17 protein-coding genes and 1 riboswitch are annotated in these 15,732 nt (G+C 72.4%); of the genes, 1 reads left to right on the top strand and 16 read right to left on the bottom strand.

Features of this window, described 5'->3' with window-relative positions:
* Window positions 1-84: 84 nt before the first annotated feature.
* The 13 genes from BJ983_RS22665 to BJ983_RS22605 all read right to left on the bottom strand — a co-directional run bounded on the left by BJ983_RS22665 (window position 85) and on the right by BJ983_RS22605 (window position 12,585).
* Window positions 85-945: an Fpg/Nei family DNA glycosylase gene (locus BJ983_RS22665; protein ID WP_179795885.1), complete on the bottom strand. Its 861-nt coding sequence runs from the start codon at window positions 943-945 to the stop codon at window positions 85-87.
* A 16-nt stretch (window positions 946-961) separates the two neighbouring features.
* A complete protein-coding gene (locus BJ983_RS22660; protein WP_179795884.1) occupies window positions 962-1,408 on the bottom strand; it encodes a hypothetical protein in 447 nt (148 codons plus the stop codon).
* Window positions 1,409-1,461: 53 nt separating this feature from the next.
* Window positions 1,462-2,334 carry an alpha/beta fold hydrolase gene (locus BJ983_RS22655; protein WP_246325637.1) on the bottom strand — a complete coding sequence of 291 codons (873 nt, stop codon included), beginning with the start codon at window positions 2,332-2,334 and terminating at the stop codon, window positions 1,462-1,464.
* Window positions 2,331-2,822 (bottom strand): helix-turn-helix domain-containing protein, encoded by a 492-nt coding sequence (locus tag BJ983_RS22650; protein ID WP_246325636.1) that lies wholly within the window; start codon window positions 2,820-2,822, stop codon window positions 2,331-2,333. The genes BJ983_RS22655 and BJ983_RS22650 overlap by 4 nt, the downstream gene beginning before the upstream one ends.
* Before the next feature lie 9 nt (window positions 2,823-2,831).
* Window positions 2,832-3,134, bottom strand: coding sequence for a hypothetical protein (locus BJ983_RS22645; protein ID WP_179795883.1), 303 nt, complete (start codon window positions 3,132-3,134; stop codon window positions 2,832-2,834).
* A gap of 83 nt (window positions 3,135-3,217) precedes the next feature.
* The gene (locus BJ983_RS22640) at window positions 3,218-3,427 is read right to left on the bottom strand and encodes a hypothetical protein (protein WP_179795882.1); all 210 of its coding nucleotides are present in this window, start codon (window positions 3,425-3,427) and stop codon (window positions 3,218-3,220) included.
* A 267-nt stretch (window positions 3,428-3,694) separates the two neighbouring features.
* On the bottom strand, window positions 3,695-5,476 hold the full coding sequence (locus BJ983_RS22635) for a PHA/PHB synthase family protein (protein WP_179795881.1): 1,782 nt from the start codon (window positions 5,474-5,476) through the stop codon (window positions 3,695-3,697).
* 181 nt (window positions 5,477-5,657) lie between these two features.
* Window positions 5,658-6,542, bottom strand: a complete 885-nt coding sequence (locus BJ983_RS22630; protein WP_179795880.1) for a methyltransferase domain-containing protein — start codon at window positions 6,540-6,542, stop codon at window positions 5,658-5,660.
* Between the two features lie 210 nt (window positions 6,543-6,752).
* Window positions 6,753-7,379: a hypothetical protein gene (locus tag BJ983_RS22625; RefSeq protein WP_179795879.1), complete on the bottom strand. Its 627-nt coding sequence runs from the start codon at window positions 7,377-7,379 to the stop codon at window positions 6,753-6,755.
* A gap of 82 nt (window positions 7,380-7,461) precedes the next feature.
* The gene (locus tag BJ983_RS22620; RefSeq protein ID WP_179795878.1) at window positions 7,462-8,490 is read right to left on the bottom strand and encodes an aldo/keto reductase; all 1,029 of its coding nucleotides are present in this window, start codon (window positions 8,488-8,490) and stop codon (window positions 7,462-7,464) included.
* Window positions 8,491-8,498: 8 nt separating this feature from the next.
* Window positions 8,499-9,629: a glutathione-independent formaldehyde dehydrogenase gene (locus BJ983_RS22615; RefSeq protein ID WP_179795877.1), complete on the bottom strand. Its 1,131-nt coding sequence runs from the start codon at window positions 9,627-9,629 to the stop codon at window positions 8,499-8,501.
* Window positions 9,630-9,707: 78 nt separating this feature from the next.
* Window positions 9,708-11,063 (bottom strand): purine-cytosine permease family protein, encoded by a 1,356-nt coding sequence (locus BJ983_RS22610; protein ID WP_179795876.1) that lies wholly within the window; start codon window positions 11,061-11,063, stop codon window positions 9,708-9,710.
* Window positions 11,063-11,171, bottom strand: a riboswitch (TPP riboswitch). (Overlaps the previous gene by 1 nt.)
* A gap of 61 nt (window positions 11,172-11,232) precedes the next feature.
* Entirely contained in the window at window positions 11,233-12,585 is a 1,353-nt protein-coding gene (locus BJ983_RS22605; RefSeq protein ID WP_179795875.1) for a DUF1996 domain-containing protein, read from the bottom strand.
* Between the two features lie 373 nt (window positions 12,586-12,958).
* Here BJ983_RS22605 and BJ983_RS22600 point away from each other — a divergent pair, with 373 nt between their 5' ends.
* Window positions 12,959-13,645: a response regulator transcription factor gene (locus BJ983_RS22600; protein ID WP_084681620.1), complete on the top strand. Its 687-nt coding sequence runs from the start codon at window positions 12,959-12,961 to the stop codon at window positions 13,643-13,645.
* A gap of 109 nt (window positions 13,646-13,754) precedes the next feature.
* Here BJ983_RS22600 and BJ983_RS22595 read toward each other — a convergent pair whose 3' ends face one another.
* From BJ983_RS22595 to msrA, 3 genes are all read right to left on the bottom strand, one after another.
* Complete coding sequence (locus BJ983_RS22595; RefSeq protein WP_179795874.1) at window positions 13,755-14,042, bottom strand: hypothetical protein; 288 nt, start codon at window positions 14,040-14,042, stop codon at window positions 13,755-13,757.
* A gap of 109 nt (window positions 14,043-14,151) precedes the next feature.
* A complete protein-coding gene (locus BJ983_RS22590; RefSeq protein ID WP_179795873.1) occupies window positions 14,152-15,048 on the bottom strand; it encodes an alpha/beta fold hydrolase in 897 nt (298 codons plus the stop codon).
* Window positions 15,049-15,059: 11 nt separating this feature from the next.
* Window positions 15,060-15,725 (bottom strand): peptide-methionine (S)-S-oxide reductase MsrA, encoded by a 666-nt coding sequence (gene msrA / locus BJ983_RS22585; protein WP_179795872.1) that lies wholly within the window; start codon window positions 15,723-15,725, stop codon window positions 15,060-15,062.
* Window positions 15,726-15,732 lie beyond the last annotated feature (7 nt).

The raw sequence follows: 15,732 nt of genomic DNA, 5'->3' as shown, positions 1-15,732 counted from the left end.
GAGCCACACGTTCCCGACGACGGGTGATCATCCGTTCGGCGGTATCAATGGTCGAGCTCCGCGCCGCCGCGTCTCCTCCGTCCCTCACTTGACCAGGCGGGAGAGACGGCGGTCCGCCAACGGCTTGCCGCCGGTCTGGCAGGTGGCGCAGTACTGGAAGGAGCGTTCGGCGTAGGACACCTCGCGGACCGTGTCGCCGCACACCGGGCACGGGAGCCCGGTCCGGGCGTGCACCCGCATCCCCGAGCGCTTCTCGCCCTTGAGCAGCGCCGCGTCCTGGCCGACGGCCCGGTCCACCGCCTCGGTGAGCACCGCGATCATCGCGGCGTGCAGGCGGTCGGCCGCCTCCTCGTCGAGCCGGGCCGCGATGGCGAACGGCGACAGCTTCGCGACGTGCAGGATCTCGTCGGAGTAGGCGTTGCCGATGCCGGCGATCGTCCGCTGGTCGGCGAGCAGCGTCTTGAGCCGCGTCGAGGTCGCGGCGAGGATCTCGCCGAACTGCGCGCGGGAGAGCGTGAGAGCGTCGGGCCCCAGCGTCGCGATCTGCGGGATCGTGGCGGGGTCGGTGACGACGTAGGCCGCGAGCCGCTTCTGCGTACCCGCCTCGGTGAGGTCGAAGCCGGGACCGCCCACCGTCTCGAGGTGCACCCGCAGCTCCAGCGGGCCCTTGCCCGGCTTCGGCGGCGTGACCGAGGCCTGCTCGTGCCAGCGCATCCATCCGGCGCGGGAGAGGTGCACGACGAGGTGGAGCCCGTCGAGCTGCACGTCGAGGAACTTGCCGATCCGGCCCGCCCCGGTGACCAGGCGCCCGGTGAGCGCGGACAGCGGCGGGTCGAACGTCTTCAGCGCCGTCATGCTCGCGAGGTCGACCCGCGCCACGGGCCGGGCGATCGCGTGCGTGCGCAGGTGCTCGGCGAGCGCCTCCACCTCGGGGAGCTCGGGCACGACGGCCCCCTCTTCTCTACTGGGGTTGCAGCGGGCTGTTGGCCCGGGCCGGGGTACCGCGCTTCTGCAGCGTCCGGATGGCCTGCTTGTACTCGGCGCGCGCCTCGGTCCGCCCGCGCACGTACCCGCTCCAGGCCTCGCCGACGGCGGAGTCGTCCTCCGGCCAGCGTCCGCCCTCGACCATGAGCCGCCGCGGCCGGCGCAGCGCCCACCGCGCCGGGAAGAAGCCCGCGACGCCCAGCAGGATCACCACGATCCACCACGGCACGCTGACGGCGTCGACCTGGAACTTCCACGCGATGAGCGCGAACCAGAGCAGTCCGAGCACGACGATGATGCCGATGACGGCCCGCCGGCCGCCCTCCTTCTCGTGCTCGAAGTGCTCCGAGCGGTCGCTCCACATGATCTTCATGCTCACGAGCCACTCACGTCCGTCGACGCCGGTGACCGGTCTCGCACTCACGCGGCCAGCTTACGGCCGCGCGGTGCCCCGTGGTCGGTGTCGGCCGGTACCGATCAGTGCCGGTCGAGGAACGACTCCACGACGGGTCCGAGTTCCCCGGGACGCGTGAGCAGCCCGAGGTGACCGCCGCGGTGCAGGTGCACCTCGGAGCGGGGCAGCAGCGAACCCATGATGTGCGCGTTCACGATCGGGATGACCGGATCCTTGCGCCCGGCCAGGACGAGCGTCGGCGCCGTGATGAAGGGCAGCACCGGCAGGCTCGTCCACGTCGTCAGGGCGAACAGCTGGTGCAGGTAGGCCCGGGCCCGGACCGGCTTGACCCGCGCGAAGAGGGCGTCGACCGCGTCCGGGTCCTCGCCCACGTAGATCTCGCGGCCTGCGTCCCGGCGGTACGAGGGATCGTTGTAGCGGCGGGGGGTCAGCATCCGGGCCAGCACGCTGATGCGCGCGGGCACCATCATCACGCCGGTGCCGGTCGAGACGAGCGCGAGGCTGCCGGTGCGCCGCGGGTACTGCAGCGCGAACTGCTGCACGATGCCGCCGCCCCAGGACAGGCCCAGCAGGTCGACCACGCGGTGCGAGGTGCCGGTCAGCCCGTCGAGCTGGTCGAGGACGTCGGCCAGCAGCGTGGTCAGCGCCGCCATCGGCATCGGCACGGTCGAGAGCTGGGAGCCCCCGATGCCGGGCACGTCGAACCGGATGACCTCGCGGCGCGGGTCGAGGGCGTCGACGAGGGGTGCCAGCAGTTCGAGGCTGGCGCCGATCCCGTTGACCAGCACGAGCGGACGGGGCGCGGGGGTTCCGGACGGACCGGGGGCCGCCGGTCGGACCGCGACGCGGAGCCGACGTCCGGCCACGGACAGCGTCCGCTCGAAGGGGTCGGGCGGGGCGGGGTCGGGCGTGGGGCGCGTTCTCATGGCGGTCATCGGTGGACTCCCTCCGGCGTCCGGGGCGGAACCCCGTCGGCGGTGTCGTGCGCATCGGGGCCGTCGGCGGCGACGCCGTCGGTGTAGCTGCGGTACACCGCGATCAGCGCCTCCTTCTGCGCCTGGCTGAGCCGGGCGTCGGCGCGCACCGCCCGCTCGACGGCGGGATCGGCGGCCGGGCCGGCTCCCGAGGTGGGGCCGGCCTGCTCCCGGACGAGACCCGCGTGTTCGAGCAGGGTCTCCGCGGACAGGTCGAGGGCGTCGGCGATCGCCTGCAGCACGCGCACGGACGGCACGTGCAGTCCCCGCTCGACCTGGCTCAGGTACGGGTTCGAGATGTGCGAGAGCGCCGAGAGCTGGCGCAGCGAGAGCCGGGCGAGACGCCGCTGGTCACGGATGAAGGCGCCCAGCGCCTGGCGCTGGGCGTCCCACATCGAGCCCGCAGCGGCGGGACGCGCCCGATCCGACGCGCCGTTCGGCGAGGTCATCGCGGTCGGTCAGCGCAGCCGCATCGACGACACGGCGCCGAGCATCTGGTGGGCCATCGAGCGCTGCATCTCGAGCACGGCGATCCCCGTGTCGTAGGCACGGTCGACGAACTCGCCGGCCGACGACAGACCGACCGGGAGCGTCCCGGTGCCCGCGCGGCGCGTGGCGTCGTCGGCGCCGGAGAGCGCCGCGCTGAACAGCTCGGTGACGCCACCGGCCAGCTCGGTCATGAGCTGCTGGCCGCGGGCGACGGCGTCCGCCACCTGGTCGGTGACGTTCCCCGTGGGTGCGCTGCCGTTCGAGGTCGACATCCTCGGCTCCTCTCCTGCGACGGCGACCGGACGTGCTCGACCGGCCGATCAACCGCTCAGGATACCGAGCACGGCGCCCGATGTCAGGGCCGCGGCAGTGAGGCGAGGATCGCGATCCGACGCCGGTCGGTCTCGATCAGGCAGTCCGGGCAGTCGCAGCGGGCCTCGGGCGTGGTCAGCAGGAGGTCCAGCCGCAGGAACGCGGTGTCGTACCGCGGGCCGACGGCCGCGTCGACGGTCCGCCGGAGCTCGACCGAGGCCGAGCGGACGAGGGGGCCGGTGGGGTGGTCCATGGAGGCAACCGTTCGCAGGCGATCGTGGCGGGAGCGCGTTGCGTTCCCCGCGTCGCTGTCGCGCTCTACGCAACACCGTGCCCGCGACATCGGTCGGCGTCAAGGCGGGTCACGGCGCGCCCACGGGGTGGTCTCGATACGGCTCCACCCCGAGACGCACACCAGGCATGCCCGGGGCCGCCGGAACCTGCCCCACGTCACCCTCGCGGCCGGGCGGACCCGACGGACCCGGGCGGGCGCCGACATGGCGCCCGCCCGGATCGACGATCAGTTCGTACCGAGCACGTACTGCCCGGGCGCGTCACCCAGCACCGGGTGCGCCTCGCTGCCGACCGTCGGCGGCTCCTGCTTCGGCCCGCCGTGCTCGCCGATCCACTCGCTCCAGGTCTCCCACCAGGAGCCCTGGATCTCGGTGGAGCGCTGCCGCCAGGCGTCGGGGCCGGGCGCGTCGGAGCCCGTGGCCCCCACGGTGCCGACCCAGTGCTTGGCCTTCGGGCTGGGCGGGTTCACCACGCCGGCGATGTGACCCGCCGTCGAGAGCACGAAGGTCACGTCGCCGCCGAGGAGCTCGGTGGACGTGAACGACGTCTTCCACGGCGCGATGTGGTCGTTCTCCGCGGCCACGATGAACGTGTCCGCCTGCACCGCCTTCAGCGAGAGCGGCTCCCCGTCGATCTCGAGCTCGCCCTTCGACAGCTCGTTGTCGAGGTAGAAGTGCCGCAGGTAGAAGGAGTGCATCGCGGCCGGCATGCGGGTGGAGTCGGTGTTCCACGCCAGGATGTCGAAGGCGGGCGGCGCCTTGCCCTCGAGCCAGTTCGGCCCGATGTAGTTGAAGATCAGGTCGTTCGCGCGCAGCAGGTCGAAGGTCGTGGCCATCGACTCGGCCGGCAGGTAGCCCTGCTGCTCCATCGACTTCTCGAGCCGTTCGGTGATCTCCGGGCTGACGAACGAGGAGATCGGACCGACACTCGAGTAGTCGAGCATCGTGTTGAGCATCGTCAGGGAGTTGATGCGGTCGTCCCCGCGCTCCGCGCACCGCGCGGTCAGCAGGGCGGCCATCAGCCCGCCGAGGCAGAGGCCCATCACGTTGACCTTGTCGGCCCCGGTGATCTCCTGCACGACGTCGAGCGCCGTGGCCGGGCCGAGCTCGAGGTAGTCGGCGAACGTCGTGGACGCCATCGAGCTGTCCGGGTCGCGGTAGCTGATCATGAACACGGTGTGGCCGTGCTGCACGGCCCACTCGACGAGGCTGCGCTCCGGCGCGAGGTCCATGACGTAGTACTTGTTGATCCACGGCGGGCTGCACAGCAGCGGGACCGCGTGGACCTCGTCGGTCTGCGCCTCGAACTGCACCAGCTCCATGAGCCGGTTGCGGTAGACCACCTTGCCGGGGGTCGCCGCGAGCTCCTTGCCGACGCGCAGCCCGCTCTTGTCGACCTGACGCGGCTTGCCGCCGTTCGTCGCGAGGTCGTCGAGCAGGTTGCGCAGGCCGGCGACGACGCTCGACCCCCCGGTCTCGAAGGCCCGCTTGAGCGCGGCGGGGTTGCCCGGCAGCACGTTCGTCGGGGAGACGACGCTCCCGATGAGGCCCATGAGCATCCGCGCCCGGTCGTCCGAGTCCTCGTTCAGCGCGGCCGCGCCGACCAGGTCCTCGAGGAGCGCGAGGAGGGCCAGGTACTCCTGCCGCAGCGCCCAGTACCCGGGGTTCTCGACCCAGGTCGTGTCCTTGAACCGGCCGTCCTTGCTGGTCGGCACCGGCTCGGTCGACGGGTCGTTCTCGACGGTCCCGCCGGCCAGCCCACGCAGCGCGCGGCCGGTCGCCGCGGCGCCGATCCGGGCCGAGAGCGCGGCGAACGACGACGCCGCGCGGCCGACCTCACCGGGATGGCTCACCCACCCCTGGGCGAGTTGGAGGACCGTGCGGCCGAAGAGGGCCGGGTCGGTCCGGGCGAGGACTGCGTCGGGGACCACCCGTTCCATCGCGGTCGCGATGTCGGGTGCTCGCAGTGCGGGGGGCCCGCTGCGTCCGGGGTCGCTGGTGGCGGCCATGCCTTCTCTCCTTGCCGGGCGGTCCCGCACCCCCTCGCGCCGGGCGTGCCTCTCGGGACCACCGTCCGCATGAATGTGTGCCCCTTCACAGTGCCAGGAAAACAGGACGACCGGCCGGGCCTCCAGGCCCGACCGGTCGGTAAGAGATGCACGTCCCACCGGGCGTCCGGCGGGGAGGGGCTCAGCCCAGCGGACCGCGCTTGCGCGCCACGATCCCCTCGTAGACGAGCGGGCTGGCGTCGGTGGCGAGCCGGTGGCGGAAGCGCTCGCGGCGCACCACCTCCAGCGCCCCCGAGGCGAGGCCGTCGGCGATCATGCGGGCGAAGCCCGAGGTGTCGTCCTCGGCCAGGAACGCGTCCTTCAGCGTGAGCACGACCCACCCGCCGTCGGCGATCTGGTCGTAGGCGGTGCGGAACGCGGCGGGCGGGATGTCCCCGAACCCGAGCGCGGCGACGACGGTGAGCGCGGTGAGCCGGTGGTCGGCGAGCGTCCGGGCCGCGTCGGACCCGAGGGCCGTCAGGTCGGCGACGAGGTAGTCGGCGTAGAGGCCGGGACGGTCCCGCTCGGCCGCGTCGCGGGCCTCGGTCAGGATGTCGACCCCGACCGCGTGCCGGACACCGATGGTGGCGAGCTCCTCGGCCATGATCCCGTTGCCCGCGCCGAGGTCGAGGACCCGGACGTCGTCGGCCGCCTCGCGGCTGCCGGCGAGGGCGTCGGCGAACAGGTCGGCCATGAAGCGCGGCGTGTCGCAGCCGAGGACGTCGTAGAAGATCTTCTCGTAGAGCCCCGGGACGTCGAAGATCCGGTGGTAGTCGTGGAAGCGGAACTCCGACCAGGACCCGTCGGGTTGCTGGACCACGCACCACTCGTCGTTCTGGTCGTAGCGACTGCTCGGCTCCGGCAGGGCGACGCGGAGGCCCTTCCGGGCCGCCGCGAGCGTCTCGGGCCCGCGGTAGGCGCCCTCGCCGAGCCGTCCGTGCTCCCGGCGGGCCGACTCCGTGCCGAGGTGACCCGCGTGTCCTGCTGCGGCGGCTGCGGCTCCGAGCCCGTTGACCGTCGACGTCATGCGACCACCCCTTCGGCCCCGCCCGTGGGCGTGACCAGCACGCGGACGAGCGGGAACGCCCGTCCGCAGGATCAGGACGGTCGATCGTCGTCAGGCCCGTCCGGACCGGTCAAGCCGATCCCGTGTGAAGGCGATGAGCCTCACGATCGCTTGAAACGGCGCCGCTCGGTCCGGACGCGATCACTGCTGGTGATCACGACAGGATCGCGGTCACCGCCACTGGCCGCGCTGATCGCGCGGGTCGTAACGCTGGGTGCGGTCGTTCGGGTGGCCGTACCCGCCCTGCGGCGGGTACGGCGGCTGGGGGTCGTAGGTGCCGTAGTTGGCGTCGTACCGGCCGTCGTAGGCGGGCGGCTCGGGGGCGCGGCCACCCCACCCGCCCCGCTGGGCCGGGCGCACCGACGTCGCCGACACGCCCGACAGCATCGACACGATCCCGATGCCGATCGCCGCGTAGAGGACGCCGGTGGCGATGTGGGCCGAGATCGACCCCTCGGCGAGGAAGACCTGCAGGATCAGCACGACGATCACGAGCACCGCGATCGCCGAGAAGAACGACGCCGGGCGGGGCGTCGTCATGAGCAGCAGGTGCAGCAGCGCCGTCCCCGCGAGCGCGGCGATGGCGGCCGCGACGGGGATGACGGTGGAGGCGTTGTCGACCAACGCCCCCGACCGCCCCGCCGTCTGGATCCCGACCTCGAAGATGCTGTTGATGATCAGCACGCCGACGAAGGCGATGCCGGCGGCGACGAGCGCCGTGGCCACCCCGCCCGCCCAGAGGCGTCCGGGCACGACCTCGACGTCGCCGTCGTTCCAGGAACGCTGCGGGTAGCTCACGGGCCGATCCTCCCCTGGCGGATACCGAGATGGTTGTACCGCACCGCCGGTGGTTCACGATCGGAGGACGGCTGACTTCTTCCTACGCCGCGGCGCGCTCCTCCGCAGGCCGCCGCCGCAACCGGGCGTGCTCGATCGCCGGCGGCGCGTAGGACACGTCGCCCGGGTCGACGTCGGTACCCGGCGGCACGATCTCGTCGATCCGGTCGAGCACCTCGTCGTCGAGGGTGACCTCGGCGCCCGCGAGCAGGTCGTCGAGGTGCTCCATGGTCCGCGGACCGATGATCGCGCTGGTCACGCCCGGGTGCGCGACCGCGAAGGCCATCGCCAGGTGGACCATCGACAGGCCGGCCTTCTCCGCGAGCGGGATCAGCTGCTCCACGACGTCGAGCTTGCGCTCGTGGGTCAGGCGGCCCGGCGCGAAGGACATGCGCGGCGAGTCGGTCTCCTGCCCCTTGCGGTAGCGGCCGGTCAGCAGCCCCATCGCGAGCGGGCTCCACACGAGCGTGCCCATCCCGTAGCGCTCGCAGGCCGGGAGCACCTCGCGCTCGATGCCGCGGTTGACGATCGAGTACGGCGGCTGCTCGGTGCGGAACCGCTCGTACCCGCGGCGTTCCGCGATCCATTGCGCCTCGACGATCTCCGAGGCCGGGAAGGTGGAGCTCCCGACGGCCCGGACCTTGCCGCTGCGCACGAGGTCGGTGAGCGCGGAGAGCGTCTCCTCGACGTCGGTGTCCGGCGACGGCCGGTGGACCTGGTAGAGGTCGATGTGGTCGGTCTGCAACCGGCGCAGCGAGTTCTCGACCTCCGCGACGATCCAGCGCCGCGAGTTCCCGGCGCGGTTCGGGTCCTCGCCCATCCCGCCGTGGACCTTGGTCGCGAGCACGACGTCGTCGCGGCGGCCCTTCAGGGCCTTCCCGACGATCTCCTCCGACTCGCCCTGCGAGTAGACGTCGGCGGTGTCGACGAAGTTCACCCCCGCGTCCAGCGCGCGGTGGATGATCCGGATCGAGTCGTCGTGGTCGGGGTTGCCCATGGCGCCGAACATCATCGCGCCGAGGCAGTAGGGGCTGACCTTGATGCCGGTCCGGCCCAGCGTGCGGTACTCCATGATCACTCCTAGGGCTTGAGGACGACCTTCGAGTAACCGTCCTCACGGGCGTCGAAGCGGGCGTAGGCGTCCGGCGCCTCGTCGAGCGGGACCTCCTTGGACACCACGAAGGACGGGGTGGCGCGGCCGGCCACGATGAGGTCGCGCAGCTGGGCGTTGTAGGCCTTGGCGTCGGCCTGGCCGGTGCCCATCTTCTGGCCCTTCTCGAAGAAGCGGCCGACGTTGAACAGCAGGCGCCCGTTGGCGGCGTTCTCGTCCGGCGCGCCCGGGTCCTGCGGCAGGTAGAGCCCGACGATGCCGAGCCGCCCGGTGTGCCGCACCGCGTCGACCAGCTGGTTCAGCACGACGGCGGGCTGCTCCTCCCCGCTGTCCGCGGTGGCCTGGTAGCCGACCGCGTCGACGCCCTTGTCGGCCCCGAGCCCGTCGGTCTGATCGACGACCTGCTCGACCGGGTCACCCGCGGAGAAGTCGATCGGGATCGCCCCGATGTCCTCCGCGAGCTTCAGGCGCGACGCCACCTTGTCCACGACGAACACCTTCGAGGCGCCCTTGAGCACCGCCGAGTACGCCGCCATCAGGCCGACCGGCCCGGCACCGAACACGACGATCGACTCGCCCGGGTTCAGGTCGGCGAGCACGGTGGCGTGGTAGCCGGTGGGGAAGATGTCCGCGAGCATCGCGTAGTCGTTCTCGTGCTCGTCGCCGGGCGGGAGCACGAGCGCGTTGTAGTCGGCGAACGGCACGCGCAGGTACTCGGCCTGGCCGCCGGTGTAGGGGCCCATGCCCACGTAGCCGTAGGCCCCGCCCGCGTAGGGCGGGTTGACCGTCAGGCAGAACGCCGACTTGCCGGCCAGGCAGTTCTTGCAGAACCCGCACGCGACGTTGAACGGCAGCGAGATCCGGTCGCCCTTCCGGATGCGGGTGACCCCGGATCCGACCTCCTCGACGATCCCCATGTTCTCGTGCCCGAACACGATGCCCGTCTCGGCGACCGTCCGACCCTCGTACATGTGCAGGTCGGACCCGCAGATCGCGGTGGTCGTGATCCGGACCAGGACGTCGGTGGGGGCCTCCAGACGGGGGTCGTCGACCTGCTCGACGGCCACCTCGTTCGTCCCCTTGTAGACCACGGCTCGCATGGCGCTCCTCCCGCAGGGCCGGGATGCACGGATGCGCATCTCCCCGGCCCCGCGGGGCTCCCCCGGAGCGCGGCGCTCTCAACCCACCGTGGCGATCTTTTCCCGACGCCGGGTGCGCTCGGCCAGGCCGGCGAACGCGGCGGCGACGAGACCCGCCGTCAGGAAGGAGGTCAGCGAGGCGGAGAGCCAGGACGGCGGCGTGAACCCGAGCGCCTCGCGGGCGGCGGTCCAGGCGTCCGACCAGACGGGCGCCCCACCGGGGTTGATCAGCTGGTAGACGGCGAGTCCGATCACCCAGGCGACGACCATGAGGGGCCGCGACGGCGCCCACCGCGACAGGTCCAGGCGCCCCTTGTTCACCAGGGCCTCGCCCACGCCGACCCCGAGCAGCGGGACGAAGATCGACCCGATGACCGCGAGGAACACCGCGTAGTCGTCGATCGTGACGACGAGCCCGAGCACGGTGATGATCACGCCGATGGCCAGGCAGAGCAGCCGCCGGTCGGCACGCGGCACGAGGTTCTGCGCCGACACCGCGGTCGAGTAGACGTTGGCGAAGGACTGGTCGGTCTCGCGCAGGGTGAGGATCAGCAGGGCGACGACGCCGAGCGGTGCGACGAGCATCGGCGCGAAGACCGCGTCCCCGTCCCCGGCGACGAGGGACAGGGCGGCGAGCCCGACGACGAAGCAGAGGATCTGGGTGATGCCGTAGCCGACGGTGGCCGCGGTGAACGCCGTCGAGACCCGCTTCGAGTGGCGGGAGTAGTCGGAGGCGACCGGGATCCAGGAGACGGCGACCGCGATGGCCGCGTCCGTGCCCGCCCAGAACCCCGACCACGAGCCCGCCCCACCGAGATCGGCGGCGGCCGGCCGCGTGAAGAGCCACCAGGCCAGGTAGGCCACCGAGATCGCGACCAGGATCGTCACCACCCGGCGCAGCAGCCGCAGCATGCCCAGCGGGCGGAGCGTCAGCAGCGTCGTCACCACCCCGGCCCCGACGATCCACGCCCACGTGGGGCCGCCGATCGCGAGCGTGCCCGCCTGGGCGATGACGACGAGCTCGAAGGTGCCCCACCCGATGAGCTGGACGACGTTGAGCACCGACGGGATCCACGAGAGGACCCCGCCGAACAGGCCCCGCAGGACCACCATCGCCGGCGCACCGGTCCGCGCGCCCGGGATCGCCGAGAGCCCGACCATGGCGCTGCCGATCACGGTGCCCACCACCGTCGCGACGACCGCGGCCGCGACGGTCAGCGGCGGTGCCCCGGCGGGCTGGAGCACCGCGAGGACCCCGGCGAAGCCGAGCAGGCTCACCCCGAGGTTGGCCCAGAAGGCGCCCTGGTCGAGGAACCCCAGCGACCGCGGCACCGGGCCGTCCAGGGTCGGGGCGACCTCGTCGGGAGCGGACGTGGACAGGGACGATGAAGCCATACGCGTCCTCCGCGGTTCCCTGCGCCGGCATGATCCGGATCAGGTTCGAACGGTCGGGACCGCCAGGTCCCCTCTCAGCCCGTCGCCCGGACTCCCGTAGGACGCACGCGCGCCCCGCCGCCGACGGTAGATCGTCGGGCGACGGGGCGCGAGGGGTGCGCGGACGCAGCTACACGTTGCTGCAGTTCCGCCCGGAGTTGATGCACTCCGCACCGGCCTCGTTCTGCGCCTTCGAGGCGAGGTTCTCGAAGTCGGAGTGGTCGGTGGCCGGGTCGTGCTGGTTGTCCGGGAACGAGTCGATGGAGAACGCCCGACCCGCCGGCTGGTCGTAGGTCAGCACGATCCGCAGGGCGGGCACCGGCGTGAAGCCGTCGCCGCAGTTGCCGTTCGAGTCCGGGAACGCCATGTGCGAGCGCAGGTCCTTCGACTCGAGGTTCTGGCCGTCCCAGCAGCTCGGGTAGTCGAGGATGCGCATGAGCTTCTCCCCGCTCCCGCAGATCGGGTACTTCGCGGTGATCCGGTCCGTGTGCCCGCTGCAGGTGTACTTGGCGTTGGCGTTCTTGCCGTCCTGCACCTTGGCCTTCGCGTTGCCCATGATGTTCATGAGGTGCTGCGGCAGCGGCTGGACGTCGGAGTCGCCGTGGCCGCGGAAGACCAGGCGCGCCGACGTCGGCGTCAGGATCCGGCCGACGTTGCCGTCGAGGCTGCCGCCGTCCTTCCCGACGTCGTCACCCACGCCGTTCAGGTCACGCAGGACCGGCCAGAAGAAGGTGCTCTTGTCGCCGTTCGCGCACGTCGTGCCGGCGGCCTCGAGCGACTCGTCGGTCGAGTTGCCGTTGGTCGAGGTGTTGCCGACGTAGTCGTGCGTGTGCTGGGCGCCGTTCCGCTTGCCCGGCGCCGCCATGTAGTTGTCGGAGTTGTTGTGGTCGCTCGCGCCGCACTCGACCTCGTAGCTGCCCTTGGAGAAGACGCCACCCTCACCGATGTTCTGGTTGACCTCCACGTCGTCGATGTCGACGTAGTCGTCGGCGCCGGCGGGGCGGGCCTTCTCGCGACCGGGGAACTCGACCTTCTTCTCGCCCTTGGCCTGCTTGTCCTGGTCGTCCTTCTTCTGGTCGTCGGACTTCTTGGCCTCGTCGGGGGACTGGTCCTTCCCGCCGTCGTCCTTGCCACTGCCGTCGTGGCCGGTGCCGCCGGCCTTGACCTTCTTCGACCCGTCCTCCGACCCGTCCTTCGAGTCGTCCTTCGAGTCGGAGCCGTCCTTGTCGTCGGACCCGCCGTCGCCGTCCTTGCCGTCACCGGAGGAGTCGTCGGACGAGTCGCCGGAGTCGGAGTCCGACTTCTCGGACTTCCCGCCGGTCAGGGCGGAGAGGATGCTGCTGCCGCCCCCGGAGTCCCCGCCGTTGTCCTTCGCGAGCGCGTTGCCGCCGAGGACGACGGCGGTGCCGCCCACGAGGAGAGCGGCGATGGCGGCGAGGAGCCGGAGCGGGAGCCGGGTGCGATGTCGTCCACGTCGGGGCATGGGCGAACGACCTCCAGACGTTCTTCGGTCCCGGTCCGCCGGGGAGAGCGGTCCGGGTCGCGAGCGGCGGCGTCCGGTCGATCGGAGCTCGGGTGTCGACCGGGGGAGCCCGGACGTCGCCGCTGGCGGGGGGAGCGGGACGAACGCTAGGAGCGCCGGCCGTCACCGGACCGTGATCTGAGAGTGAAGGCCCGGCAATGCCGTTGACCGCACGCCGGGGCGCGACGACGGGCAGATCCACTACTCCGCTCGGCGGAGCCGCTGCTCCTGACGCCGGTTCTCGCTCTCAGGGAACCGCCCGTCGCACACGACACACCGCCGTTCGGCGCGCACTCGTTGCCCCTGCGCCGCGCACACGGCAGCCTGGTCGGCGATGCAACCCAATCGTTATGCGGACGCGGAGCGGGGCCGCGTGCTGTGTGTGGCTCCTCCGCACCGCACAACGAGCGTGCTCGTCGGTGCGTTGCGGTCCAACGGCTTCGAACCTCAACTCCTCCGGGAGAGCTGGAGCGTCGGGGCCGCGGCCCGGGCCGGCGGCGCCCGCGCGGTCGTCCTGGACGTCGAGATGAGCGGGCTCCGGCCGGTGGAGGTCCTCGCCGACCTGCACCGCGAGAGCCCCCGGACGCCGGTGATCGCGCTGACCTCGCCCGAGGCGCGCGACCGCACGGTGTCCACGCTCCGCGCGAGCCACGACGACTACCTGGTCACGCCCTTCCCCATGGAGGAGCTCCTGGCCCGGCTGCGGCTGCGCCTCGGCGACGACCGCCCGACGGCGCAGCTCTACCTGCGGCGCGGCGAGGTCATGGTCGACACCGCTCTCGAGCAGGTGTTCGTCGAGAACAAGCCGGTGAGCCTCTCGCGCACCGAGTACGCGGTGGTCGACGCGCTCATCCGCCACCCGCGCGGGCAGGCGATGTCGCAGGACGAGCTTGTCACCCGCGTGTGGGGCGGCCCCCCGACCTCCAACATCGTCGAGGTCTACATCGGCTACCTGCGCCGCAAGCTCGGCGCGGAGCGCATCCGCACCATCCGCGGTCGCGGGTACGTCCTCGAGGGCTGACCGCCCCCGGAACGCACGAACGGCACCCTCGCAGCATCGATGTGCGCGAGAGTGCCGTTCGTTCGTGGAGGGTCGTTCGCGGACGGGCCACCCGGTGCGGCCGGCCGAGTCAGTCGGTGAGCGACGCGAGGGCGACCTGGCGAGCGCGGCGCTGGGCGTGCGCGACGGCGACGGCCTGGGCGCGCCGGGCTGCGGCGTCGGCCTTCGCGGCGCGACGGGCGCGCCAGCCGCGCGGCTCCGGCACGACGACGGGGGCCGGAGCGGCCTCGGGGGCCTGCCGCGGGGCGGGGATCACCGGGAACGGCGCCGACCGCAGGGCCGCGGACGACTCCGGCGACACCCGCGGGGCGGGGACGGCGAGCTCGACGAGCGCGGTGGCGGTGTGGTGACGGCCCATGGTGTTCTCCCCCGAGAAGTGCGGGCCCCTCAGCCCGCTGACACCGGGGATATCGCTGCGGCCACGGAACTGTTTCACCGCCGACACACCACCACCCGGACGGGTGTCGCTACATCGACCGGACGAACGCGATCTGCCGCTCGACCGAGGTCGCGAACGGTTCTCCGAGGTAGATGTCGAAGTGCCCGCAGTCGATCTCCACGGTCTCGACCGGCCCGCCCGCCGTCGCCGCGACCTTGCGCACCGCGGCCGGCGGGGCGATCGAGTCCGACGCCGCGACCACGAGCAGCATCGGGCACCGGACGCGCGGTGCCGCCGTGACCGGCCGGTTGAACGGGATCGTCAGGATGTCCCGCGCGGGCATGTCGTTGACGAACGACGGGCCGATGATGGCGCCGTACCCGCTCTGGGCGTCGGGCGAGGTGATCGCCGCGACCGCCCCGGGCGGACCGAAGACCGCCACCCGGTGGTCCGGCCGGCCGAGGGCGTGACCGACCGCGTCGGCGATCGCGTGCGCCGAGACCTTGAGCAGCTGCCACGGCCCGCCGTAGCGCAGGATCTCCACCAGCGCACCGAGCCCGTCCATCGCGGCGCCCTGCGAGATGACCCCGGCGATCCGGGGGTCCGCCGCGGCCACCGCGACCACGTGCCCGCCCGAGTACGACGAGCCCCACAGCACGATCCGCTCCGGGTCCACCCCGTCGATCAGCCGGGCCCGGGCGACCGCCGCGTGGTAGTCGCGGCGGTGTGCCCGGTGGTCGACGTGCTGCCGGGGGGCGCCCTCGGAGTCGGCGAAGCCGCGGTAGTCGACGAGCAGGACGTCCGCACCCGCCGTCGTGAAGGCCTCGGCGAACGGGCGCAGCCCGGAGTCGCGCGTGGCACCGAAGCCGTGGGCCATCACCACGCAGGGGCGGCCGCCCGGACCGGCCAGCGACTCGTCGGCGGCCCGCAGGTACGTCGTCCCCAGGCGGGCTCCGTCGGACTCGACCGTGATCTCAGTCTCCACGGCCGGGGAGACTAGGGCTGCTCGGCCGTGACGCCCAACCCGGTCGGGCACGAGACCCCGGTGCCGGCCATCGAGCAGTAGCCGTTCGGGATCCGGTGCAGGTACTGCTGGTGGTAGTCCTCGGCGTAGTAGAACGCGCCGAGCGGGGCGATCTCCGTGGTGATCTCGCCCTTCCGGGCGGAGGTCAGCGCCTGCTGGAACGCGTCGCGGGTGGACTCGGCGACCGCCCGCTGCGCCTCGTCGGCGTAGTAGATCGCCGACCGGTAGGTCGTGCCGACGTCGTTGCCCTGGCGCATGCGCTGCGTCGGGTCGTGGGACTCCCAGAACAGCCGCACCAGCTGCTCGTAGGTGACCACCGCCGGATCGAAGACGACGAGCACCACCTCGGCGTGGCCGGTGAGGTTGGTGCAGGTCTCCTCGTAGGTCGGGTTCGGCGTGTAGCCGCCGGAGTAGCCCACGGCGGTCACCCAGACCCCGGGCGTGTTCCAGAACAGCCGCTCGGCGCCCCAGAAGCAGCCCATGCCGAACACCGCGGTCTGCAGACCCTCGGGGAAGGGCGGCTTCAGCGGGCGCCCGGAGACCAGGCTGCGCTCGAGGGTGGGCAGCGGCGACCGACGTCCGGGCAGCGCGTCCGCGGGGTCGACCATCTGCCGCTTGTCGCGACCGAACCAGCTCATGCGGGCG

The sequence above is a fragment of the Actinomycetospora corticicola genome (assembly GCF_013409505.1).
GTDB lineage: Bacteria > Actinomycetota > Actinomycetes > Mycobacteriales > Pseudonocardiaceae > Actinomycetospora > Actinomycetospora corticicola.
The sequence above is the reverse complement of the archived record's forward strand: the minus strand, read 5'-3'. Positions and strand labels throughout refer to the sequence as shown.